Below are 11,102 nucleotides of genomic sequence, written 5' to 3'. Positions count from 1 at the left end.
ATATCTCGCGCCCTACTGACTCGCAAAGCGGGTGCAAATATAAAACCCTTTTTCCATTACGGCAAAACTCCTGAGGCAATTTTTTTGCGACTTTTTTTAAAAAATTTTAAGCCCTTCATTTTCAGCAAAAAACAAACCGCCGCTAACAAAAATTTATGAGAAGAAATTCCAAACCAAGCCAAAGCGGATCACAAAATCACGGTAGGGATAGTTCGGGGCCGAGTAATAGTTGTAGTCCGTACTCCAAATAGTATTCAAATGTTCGGCCTTAAAATAGATGCGTGTTTGCCGCACCTTGGCATTGATAAAGACGTCGATCAGCGGAAAACCTCCCAACTTCTCGTTCTCTTGTACATAGAACTCCCCCAACAACGGATTGTAGGCATTCATATAGTATTCGGAAAAGTATTTAAAGGTGACCCCGGCCTGTATGAACATGGCCCGATCGAAAACATCGCTTGAGAAATACAAGGTATTGCGCGACACCAATTCGGGCAGGTTGAGTACCTGGTTGTCTTGGTCGACCTCTTGGTACATCACCGTATTGTTCAAGGCCCACTTGCGCCACTTGAATTCCTTTTGATATTTTACCTTCAGGTAATTGATCGTACCCGTCTCTTGAAAAGGGCGTACGAAACTGGTCAAGACCCCATCTAATGATTCGCCTTCCTCCAAGGCGGCCTGGGCCGCACTCACTTCGTCCGCATCGAGACCGAAATAGGTATAGTTGTCGGCCGCGGTGAACGACACCTTCAAATCCCCGAACAAGGAAGAGTCGAAGCCGGCATACAATGTCTGTTGCTGCTGTTTTTCGAACCCGCTGTTACGCCAATTGAAGTTTTGGTATTCGCTTTGATACAATAGGAAATTGAAATTGGGTGCCCGTGATGAGGCATCGATCCCTCCATACAATCGGTGCTTGTCATTGAACTTAAAGCTAGCCTTGGCCTTCAATAGATTGCCGGTAACATCACCAGTCAGGGCATAGCGCAATTGCCCTTCGAGACTGAGTCGGCCCCGGGTATTCTTGTAATCGGCCCCTACGGCCATCTCATCGCCTTGTAGGCGATTCGGGATCTCACCCGCATCGGTTATCAGGATGCTATTGAAGAAATAGTCGTAATTGTAAAAATTCAAACTTCCGATCAGCGTGCCCAGTTTTGGGTTCGAAAAGCTGGCAGACACTTGGTTATATAGGGTCTTCAAGGTCGATTTATCATCGATAGGCGAAATAAAGGTGCTACCGAAGGCGTCGTTTTGGGCACTTTGCTCGAATTGATAGAAGCGGGACTCATAACTCAACTGATGCCCGATCGAGACGTAGGTCGAACGGGTTTTGACCGAATCCTTTTTCGGACGTACCAGGTTGAACTGATGGTCTAAAAAGTAACGTCTGCCCAACACCCTGTTGTTGGCATTGGTATAGGCCACATCGATCCGGGAGCGATCTAAAAAGTCGTCGTTACCCGATTCGAATTGCTCGACCTTATCGGCCAAGCCCCCGTTTTCTTCAGTCTCGGCATCATGATAGGTATAATGCCCCCTAACCCAGTAGCGGTTATTGGCCGTTCGATAGTTAAAGCTCGTTCGAAAACTCCCGCTTTCGGCCTGGTCGAATTGGTATTTGCCCAGCGAACGAAACCCTTTATAGGCTATCGAAAAATTCAAACGCCTTGAGGTATTGAAGGTGAGCATGGCATCGAGCAACTGCCCCTGTTCGAGGGTGGTCTTAAAGAACAGCTCGGTCAAAGGGGTCGGTACGTTATAGTAAGGAATGTCTTCGAGCTCAAAATAGCCGAATTGTCGAGCCCTGGCCCCTAAGCGCGGTAAAAACGCCCCATTGGTAAAATCGGCCCCCAAGCTGTTGTAGGGTTGCCCGATGTTGGAAAAGGGCATCAATTCAAAATCATCAATGCGGAGAAAATTGTAGCGGTATTCTTTTTGGATGCTCAGTGTGGTATCGACGAAGGTGGTATCCCGAGCGAAATCGACGATCTTGTAATCCTCAATGGTGATTTCCTGTGCCGCCTTACGCTCTTGTTGAGCCTTGGCCTTTTGCCGAAAACTGGTGGTGTCCCTTGAGCGTTGGAATGGAATCGAATCTTGTGCCCAGGTGGCCCCTAGGGCCGCGAACAAGAATACCAATACAATCGAATTCCGCATATAACTGACTTGCGGGGCAAAGGTATCCAATTTTCTTGGTAAGGAAATGTGAAAGTTGAAGCGAAAGGAACAATTCAATTTTGTGAGTTATTTCATTATTTAAGAGTTGATTTTATTTACTTTAATGCAACTTTAATCTAAAAATTCAAAAATGAAACGAACGACCATTAACAAAATCCTATCCTTTTCATTAGCCCTTTCCATTTTTGCTCTGGGGTGTACTGAGGAAAATCACGACCTTGAAGTATTGCAGGCAACAAGTCTTCAGACGCCAACAGATCCCATCGAAAGTATAATCCCACCTTATCCATGTAAAAACAACTTTTATGGCGAGGCGGAATGGACAGATGGATTTCTTCAAGGCCGAGCTGATGTGGCTTCAAATTTACCATGTTCTAATTACAACTTTATAGTAAGTTCTAGAATTGCCAATGCCCAAAATAGGGTTTGGCCAGAATGTTGGTTATTAGGCTATCAAAGTGGACTCACTTATTTAGTTGAAAATCCTTGTGAAGGGGACTTTGGTGAAGAGGATGATGATGATGAAACACCCCCTCCTGGTGGTGGCAACCAATAACAGCAATTGCATTGATGTTCAAAAGCCCTCCGCTGAGGGCTTTCATTTTTGAAATATCCCCACTGATCGTTTAATTTTAACCATTCATTGGAAAGTATCACAAAACCTTGATTTACGAAAACGATTGCAGAATTGTGATTTAACGCCCCAATCCTTTTCGAAAAGTTAAAAAAAGGCTAATTTAACCCCTTGATAGTTAAAAAATTTACGATGAAGAGAAAATTACTACTGCTCTTTTTATTCGTGTCGGTATTCTCATTTGGCCAGTTCAATAAGAATGCCCCATGGATGAAGGATTTGGAAAAGAAAAAAACCCAAATTGCCTTTAGCAAAGGGGCTACGGCAAAACCGACCTACACCTTTAAAGAGATTACGGATGCCTTTGATGCCTATTGGGTCGATAAGGACAAAGACGCCAAAGGAAGTGGGTACAAGCCCTTTATGCGCTGGCGCAATTATTGGAAACATTTCGTAAAAGCGGATGGCACGTTACCCACAGCCAGCGAATTATGGTCGTCTTGGGATAATTTCAACAACAGTGCCGGGCCGGTAAACCCGACCAGTGATTGGTCGATAGTAGGCCCTGTTATCAACAATGAGTCCGCAATTGGAAATCCCGGTATCGGGCGTATCAACGCCATTGCCGTAGACCCGAACAATGCCGACGTTTGGTATGCGGGTGCACCGGCCGGTGGAATTTGGAAATCAACGGATGGAGGGGCCTCCTGGACTCCCCTTTTCGATGAGTTTCCACAAATCGGGGTCTCGGGAATCGCCATCGACCCCAACGATTCGAATACCATATACATCGCTACCGGCGATGATGATGCTTCGGATTCCTTTAGTGCCGGGGTGTTCAAATCAACCGATGGGGGCACGACTTGGGCTGCGACTGGATTGGGCCCGGATACCCAAAACGAATTCGATACCATGAACGAAATCGTGGTCGATCCATCAAACTCCAACCGGATTTGGGTGGGCACCACTGATGGGCTCCAACGCTCAGAGGATGCCGGTGCCACTTGGACCGTACAACTCAGCGGTGACATCACCGATTTCAAATTGAAACCCGGAGACCCGAACACCATTTATGCGGTCGATAGCAACAGCTATTTCCGTTCAACGGATGGTGGGGCCACCTTTACTGAAATCGCAAGTACCTTACCTACAAATGGCGGGCGTATGGTGATTGGGGTCACTCCTGCAGATCCGAATAGGGTCTATATCTGTGTGGCCGATGTCATTGGTCGGAGTTCGGCCTTTTTGGGGCTTTTCGAATCAACCGATAGCGGGGCCAATTTTACGCAAACCGCCGAAACCGACGATATTTTCGGAAGTACCCAAGCTTGGTTCGACTTTGCCATTGCCGTTTCACCGACCGATCCCGAAGAAATCCATGTTGGTGTGCTTGACGTGTGGAGTAGCACCAATGGCGGTGATAATTTTACCAAAGTCAGTGATTGGAGGATCAACAATGCCTCTTATACCCATGCCGACATCCATACCTTGAAGTATTTCAATAATCGTTTGTATTGTGGAAGCGATGGAGGGTTGTTTGTTTCTAATGATGGGGTGAATTATACGGATTTCTCGGATGGCCTAGCGGTCACCCAATTCTATCGAATCAGTATCGCCAAAAATGATGCGAGCCGTATTGTTGGGGGCACCCAAGACAATTCAGGCTTTGTATACAACAATAATGAATGGAATGTTTACACAGGTGGCGACGGCATGGATTATGAAATCGACCCGACCAATGGCAATATCGCTTATGGTTTCGTACAGTTTGGGGATCCTTTATTCATTACGAATGACCTTGGACAATCGGTAGGTGCGATTTCTTCACCGGATACAGGTTCTGGAAATATTTCAGGTAACTGGATCACGCCATTGGCCATTGATGGCGAGGGAACGGTTTATGCGGCCTATTCGTCGGTATTCAAATTGGTTGGAGGTGAATGGGAACAAGTGTCCGATTTTTTTGCCCAAGGCAACAATATCGACGACCTTGAAATCGACCCGAACAACCCGATGATCATGTATGCCGCCGATCAGGGCAACCTCTATCGCAGTGAAAACGGCGGGGTGGATTTCGTGCAAATCAATGATGCCGCGGAACCCTTCGATACCCAGATTTCGGACATCGCTATCAATGACAACAATAGCAATATCGTTTATTTGACCACCTCGCGAAGGGTGGGTGTTTCACAAGGTTCCCAGCCGACTGAACGCGGGGTCTATCGCGTAACGGTCGATGGCAACACCTTGGTCAGCCGTGAGAACATTACTTTCGATTTGCCTTCCGAGCAAGCGATTTTCTGTGTAGTGCACCAACCCAGAGCGGCAAACAATCCCATATTCGTAGGTACGAATCTTGGCGTATACCGATTGGACGACACCTTGACCGAATGGGAACAATATTCGACGAATTTCCCCAATACTGCTGTCTCCGATTTGGAAATCAGTCCGGATGATGGTTATATCGTTGCCAGTACCTATGGCCGTGGGGCATGGCAATCACCTATCCCGGTGGAAGCACCTAGCGATGATGTTCGTTTAAACGATTTGCAAATCGGCGATCAGCTTTTCGCATGCGGTGAGGTAGTACCAACCCTAACCGTTGAGAACAGGGGAGCCAATGTTATCACCCAAATCGATGTGGTTTATAGCGTTAATGACGGTACCCCAGAGAACTTCACTTATAACACTAATTTAGCTAGTGGGGCCATTGAAAGCTTCCAAATCCCTGCGATAGCCGCAACGATAGGGGAACAATCCCAAATAAGTGTGGAAGTTTCTGTGACGAATGATGCATTCGCTGATAACAATTCATTGCAAAGTAATGCATACATCGCAAATCGTGCGGGCACGGCCGGTGATGTCTTTGATTTTGAAACACAAGAAACATCACTTTTCTCTTATAATACCGCAGGCTTGATCCCTTTAACACCAGGTGGTGTTTGGGAAATTGGGGTTCCCGCAGGAACATTGTTGAACACCGCGGCTTCAGGCACCCAGGTCATAGGAACCAACTTGGATGGTAATCATCCTGACCAAACCACTGGTGTCATCTACAGCGGTTGTTACGACCTTTCGACTATACTCGCACCGACTTTGAGTTTCGAAATGGCTTTTGACCTTGAGCAGAATTGGGATATCGTGTATGTGGTGTATTCGACCGACAATGGAGACTCTTATAACATTTTAGGTCAATTGGGCAGTCAGCCTAATTGGTACAACAGTAATCGCACCAGAGAGACAGCAGGCAACGATTGTTTTAACTGCCCAGGAGCCCAATGGACGGGTACGGAAGCAACGATGACAAAATATTCGTATGATTTCGTGGCCAATGCCGCCCAAGGGGAGACAGACCTGACCAATGAAACCAACATCCAATTTGCCATTGTTTTCGTTGCGGATCAATCTGTAAACCAAGAAGGAGTCATCATCGATGATTTCACAATTGAAGGACTGATCGATGATGAGGATGATGACAATGACGGCATTGATGACGTGGATGATAACTGCCCCTTGATCGCAAATGCCGACCAGGCCGATAACGATATGGATGGTCTTGGCGATGTCTGCGATGACGATGACGACAATGATGGTATCCCTGACGCTGAAGATAATTGTCCGTTTACCGCCAATGCCGACCAAGCCGATGGTGACGGTGACGGTATCGGTGATGTTTGTGACGACGATTTGGACAATGACGGCGTACCCAATGCCGATGACCTTTGTGCCGATACTCCGGCGAATGCCGTGGTGGATGTCGATGGCTGTGAAATCTTCTCCTTACCGGCAAACAACTTCAGTTTGAAGACCACCGGTGAGTCCTGTATTTCAAATGACAACGGAAGTGTCGAAGTGACCGCGGCTACGGCCTTGAACTATACGGCTACCTTGACCGATTCCGATAGCAACAGCAGTTCGGCTATGTTTATGGATACCACTACCTTCGCCGACTTAGCAGCGGGCAATTACACCCTCTGTCTGACCGTTGACGGCCAAGCCGGCTACGAACTTTGCTTCGACGTGGTGATCACTGAACCGGAAGCCTTGGATGTCGACTCCAAAGTCAGTTCATTGAAAAGTGAAGTCACCTTAAGTCTTAAGGGGGGTAAACAATATTGGATTGATTTGAACGGGGAACAATTCTTCACCACTGAAAACGAGATTACGCTACCATTGGGCAAGGTGGAGAACCTGTTGAGCGTACGTACCGATAAGGATTGTCAAGGCACCTATGCCGAGACCATTGTGTTGAGCAACCGCATTTTCATTTATCCGAATCCGACCACAGATGGTGAATTGAACGTTTTCCTTGGATCTAATGAATTCGAAAGCGTTGATATGTCTTTGTATACAACCACTGGGGTACGTGTGTTCGGCAAGCCCTATCGCACCGATAACGGTTATGTCAATATGAACCTTTCGGCATTACCTCCTGGAGTCTACCTCCTGAATATCAAAACAGAAAATTCGTTGTTGAATTATAAAATTGTTAGAAAATGAAACTAAGAAGCATTCTATATATCGGTTTTATTGCCATGGCATTGTGTATCGGTGCCTGTAGCAGTTCAGGTGGCGATGATGACAATCCGCCACCACCGACCGGAGGAAATGATGACGAACCGATGATCCCGGCGCCAGGAGCCGCAACCCTCGTCTTCCCTGAAGATCAGACCGAGTGTAATACAGGGATCGTGGACCCCAATGACGCTACGATGAGTACGGTCACTTTCGAATGGAACGCGTCAACGAATACCGATCGATACACCGTGACCTTGACGAATTTGAATTCGGGCACTACCTCTTCGGTAAATGCGAACACCAATGAGGCCGATATCACCATCATGCGCGGTGCTCCTTATTCCTGGTCGGTCACTTCGCGAGCCGACGGCACACAAGATGTGGGCACCAGTGCGACCTTCCGTTTTTACAACGAGGGGCCGGGTATCGAGAACTACGCCCCTTTCCCTGCAGAGGTCGTAAGCCCTGCAAGAGGAGCGAATATCGCGGCAACGACGATGGTGACCTTGTCATGGACCGGTTCTGATATCGATGATGATATTACCGGCTATGAAGTGTTCTTCGGAACCGAGGCCGACCCAACGACCTCTGTCGGAACCACTACGGATACCACTTTGACCGATATGATCGTGATGTCGGGCACCACCTATTTCTGGCGTGTCGTGACCACCGATAGTGCGGGCAATACCTCGAGCTCAGAGGTGTTTTCGTTCAAAGTCGGATAAGCCAACGGTTTGGGTAGTTTGATCCACCCGTACCGTGAATTATTTGAAGCAGGAACAGATGAAGCTGGCCGGGGCTGCCTTGCAGGCCCGGTCACTGCTGCTTCGGTCATCTTGACCGAAGGCTTCGAGAATACCCTCCTAAACGATTCCAAACAACTATCAGAACAAAAAAGGGACCTTTTACGGCCCATTATCGAATCGGAATCCCTTTCATTTGGCGTTGCCCATGTCTCCGAAGTTGAAATCGATAGCATCAACATCCTAAACGCATCCATTTTGGCCATGCATAGGGCGCTCGACAAACTCTCGAGACCCCCTACCGCCATTTTGGTCGATGGAAACAAATTCAAACCCTATGGGAGCATTCCACACGAGTGTGTGGTCAAAGGGGATGGCAAACTATTGTGCATCGCCGCCGCTTCCGTTTTGGCCAAAACCTATCGGGATGCCTATATGGAGCACATCCACCAAGAATATCCGATGTACAACTGGGCCCAAAACAAAGGGTACCCGACCAAGGAGCACCGTGAGGCCATCCGCAAATACGGCCTGACCAATTACCATCGTAAAAGCTTTCGGCAATTACCCGAACAATTGTCCTTGGATTTTTGACAAAGACCGTACTTTTGTTCAAAAGCACACCCATGAGATTTCGGTTTTTGATCCTTCTTTTGATCGCTACCGCCTGTACCAAGAAGACCGTAACTTCAGACTCTTTACTGAGCTATCTTCCCAAAGATGCCGCCATCATCATCAAAACCACCGATTTGGCAAGCTTGCGTAGCGAATTGCGCAATTCCGAATTTTTGGATAAGGCCGAAGCCCTGGAACGCTATCAAAATATCAAGGCAAAACTGAAACCCTTTGAACAAGTCGCACCAAAAGGGAACAGTGTTTTCGCACTCTACGAAATCGGCAAGAACAAGTTCGAACTGGTCTTCGTGACCGAAAAGACCCCGGAATGGATTACCCTTGACCAAATAGGTGATAAAAAAGTGGAGACCTTGACGTATGAAGGGGCCACCATCACCCAATACAGTTATGGCAGTTCAACCTTGTATGCCGTCCTGATGGATGGGAACATCGTGGTCAGCAGCTCCAAACTATTGATCGAAAACCAAGTTCGGGCAAAGTCGAGCAGCGTACCCCAAAACCTACAACGCCTTTACGACATCTCTTCGCAAAACAAGACCACTAGCCTGTTTATCAACCTTGAAAAGACCGAAGGTTTGCTCGGTTTTTTAGGGGGTCAGGCCCGTGCGGTCGGTAACTACCCATTGGGTGACTGGCTTGCTATCGACCTTTCGGCTTCCCAACGTGATTTTGGTTTTAACGGTGTGGCCGTAGCCAATGATTCGACCCAAAATTTCATCAACCTTTTCAAAGGCACGAAACCGCTACCACACAACGCACCCTCCATCGCACCAGACAACACGGAAAAATTGATATCGTTCACCTTTGACGACTATGGGGTATACTTCAATAACCAAAAACGACTTCTCGACCATACCAAAGTAATCGACACCCTTTTTTCGACCATCGAAGAAGTCGGGGTTTTGCGGATCAATGGTCAGAAAGCGGTTTCGTTGCATTCGTACGGTGCCAACAGCCTCTATGAATACCTTGTCGGCATCCGCACGGGCAGCACGGTCTACCAAAACAGTGAAATCAGTGAGTTGGGCGATAGCTCGATTTTGAAAGAAGGGTTCGGCCCGTTGATAGGTTCTTTTGAAAGCCGATTCGTCACCTTGGTCGAGAATACCTTTGTGTTCAGCGCCTCACGCGAGGTATTGCAAACCCTGATCGCCAATTTCAAAAGCGGGGCTACCTTCGACAAAACCCCCAAATACCAACATGCCATGGCCAGATTGGCCGATCAATCATCGGTATTGGCCATTGCCGACAACAAGGGGATTTCCGAACTGCTAAACACCCGATTCCAACAACAACTCGGCCGTGATTTCACCAAGGCCGATTACAAGGGCTTCGTTTTTATGGCCCAGCTCGTGGCCGACACCGATTTTTACCATACGAGTTTTCATGCCTCCGAAGTCCGGATAGAAAGTAAAGGAAACGCCGTGTCGCCGCTGTTTACCACTGAGCTGGACGCTGATTTGGCCAACGACCCCCAATTCGTGCTCAACCACCGAAGCAAGAAGCAGGAAATCGTCGTACAAGACGTTGACAACACCCTTTACCTGCTCTCTACGGAAGGAAAGGTGCTGTGGAAAAAAGCCCTTGACGGGCCGATACAGGGTCGGATCCAACAAGTCGATCTGTATAAGAACGGCAAACTGCAACTGGCCTTCTGCACCCTGAACAAGTTCATGGTCCTTGATCGCAATGGTGAGGTGGTCGCCCCGTTCGATATAAAATTCGATGGGGGTAACCTGAACGAACTCGCCGTCTTCGATTACGAAAACAATCGCAATTACCGCTTCCTAGTCACTCAAGGGCGAAAGGTGTTCATGTACAATGGGCAAGGTTCCGTGGTCAATGGATTTACCTACACCGAAGCCGAAAGTGACATCCTTGCAGCTCCCAAACATTTCAGAATGGGGAATAAGGACTTTCTGGTCTTCAAATTGGCCGACAAGAGCCTAAAAATCAAACATCGCGCTGGAAATGACCGCATCAAGGTCGACAGGAAAATCGATTTTTCTGAAAACGAGGTCTTTTTGTATCGGAACAAATTCTCCGTAACCGATACCAAAGGGGTCTTGCACCAGGTCGATAGCAAAGGAAAACTATCGGCCACCGATTTCAACTTGGTTGCAGACCACGGCATGTACGCCACCAGTAAAACCTTGGCGTTGATGAACGAAAACACCTTGAGCATCAAAGGGAAAAAAGTAGCCCTGGAACTCGGGGTCTATACCGCGCCGAAGATCTTCTACATCTATGATAAGATTTATGTAGCGGTAACGGATTTACAAAGCCAGCGGATTTTTCTGTACGATAGCCAGGCCAAACCCATTGCCAATTTCCCCGTATTCGGGAATTCGATCATCGATATGGCCGATATCGATAATGACAAACGCTTGGAACTGGTCGCGAAAGACCAGGGCAATTCGATCATCATCTATCGGTTGAATTAACCA

General features: G+C 47.6%; 6 protein-coding genes. 5 read left to right on the top strand and 1 reads right to left on the bottom strand.

Annotation, left to right across the window (positions count from 1 at the left end):
- Nucleotides 1–153: 153 nt before the first annotated feature.
- On the bottom strand, nt 154–2,163 hold the full coding sequence (locus ABV409_RS07160) for a putative porin (RefSeq protein WP_353876866.1): 2,010 nt from the start codon (nt 2,161–2,163) through the stop codon (nt 154–156).
- Between the two features lie 151 nt (nt 2,164–2,314).
- On the opposite strand from ABV409_RS07160, the gene ABV409_RS07155 reads away from it, so the two are divergent.
- The 5 genes from ABV409_RS07155 (at nt 2,315) to ABV409_RS07135 (ending at nt 11,099) form a co-directional block, all read left to right on the top strand.
- Nucleotides 2,315–2,740, top strand: coding sequence for a hypothetical protein (locus ABV409_RS07155; RefSeq protein WP_353876865.1), 426 nt, complete (start codon nt 2,315–2,317; stop codon nt 2,738–2,740).
- A gap of 210 nt (nt 2,741–2,950) precedes the next feature.
- The gene (locus ABV409_RS07150) at nt 2,951–7,258 is read left to right on the top strand and encodes a thrombospondin type 3 repeat-containing protein (protein ID WP_353876864.1); all 4,308 of its coding nucleotides are present in this window, start codon (nt 2,951–2,953) and stop codon (nt 7,256–7,258) included.
- Nucleotides 7,255–8,001, top strand: a complete 747-nt coding sequence (locus ABV409_RS07145) for a fibronectin type III domain-containing protein (RefSeq protein ID WP_353876863.1) — start codon at nt 7,255–7,257, stop codon at nt 7,999–8,001. Before ABV409_RS07150 ends, ABV409_RS07145 begins: the two co-directional genes overlap by 4 nt.
- A 9-nt stretch (nt 8,002–8,010) precedes the next feature.
- The gene (gene rnhB / locus ABV409_RS07140) at nt 8,011–8,613 is read left to right on the top strand and encodes a ribonuclease HII (RefSeq protein ID WP_353876862.1); all 603 of its coding nucleotides are present in this window, start codon (nt 8,011–8,013) and stop codon (nt 8,611–8,613) included.
- A 32-nt stretch (nt 8,614–8,645) separates the two neighbouring features.
- The gene (locus ABV409_RS07135) at nt 8,646–11,099 is read left to right on the top strand and encodes a ribonuclease HII (RefSeq protein ID WP_353876861.1); all 2,454 of its coding nucleotides are present in this window, start codon (nt 8,646–8,648) and stop codon (nt 11,097–11,099) included.
- Nucleotides 11,100–11,102: the final 3 nt, after the last annotated feature.

This window comes from Flagellimonas algarum (genome assembly GCF_040513375.1).
In the GTDB taxonomy this organism is placed as follows: Bacteria; Bacteroidota; Bacteroidia; order Flavobacteriales; family Flavobacteriaceae; genus Flagellimonas_B; species Flagellimonas_B algarum.
The sequence above is the reverse complement of the archived record's forward strand: the minus strand, read 5'-3'. Positions and strand labels throughout refer to the sequence as shown.

Excerpts from the sequence above, each read along its gene's own strand:
- ABV409_RS07150 (WP_353876864.1), top strand. The coding sequence starts at position 2,951 with ATGAAGAGAAAATTACTACTGCTCTTTTTATTCGTGTCGGTATTCTCA.
- ABV409_RS07145 (WP_353876863.1), top strand. The coding sequence starts at position 7,255 with ATGAAACTAAGAAGCATTCTATATATCGGTTTTATTGCCATGGCATTG.
- ABV409_RS07135 (WP_353876861.1), top strand. The coding sequence starts at position 8,646 with ATGAGATTTCGGTTTTTGATCCTTCTTTTGATCGCTACCGCCTGTACC.
- ABV409_RS07160 (WP_353876866.1), bottom strand. The coding sequence starts at position 2,163 with ATGCGGAATTCGATTGTATTGGTATTCTTGTTCGCGGCCCTAGGGGCC.
- ABV409_RS07155 (WP_353876865.1), top strand. The coding sequence starts at position 2,315 with ATGAAACGAACGACCATTAACAAAATCCTATCCTTTTCATTAGCCCTT.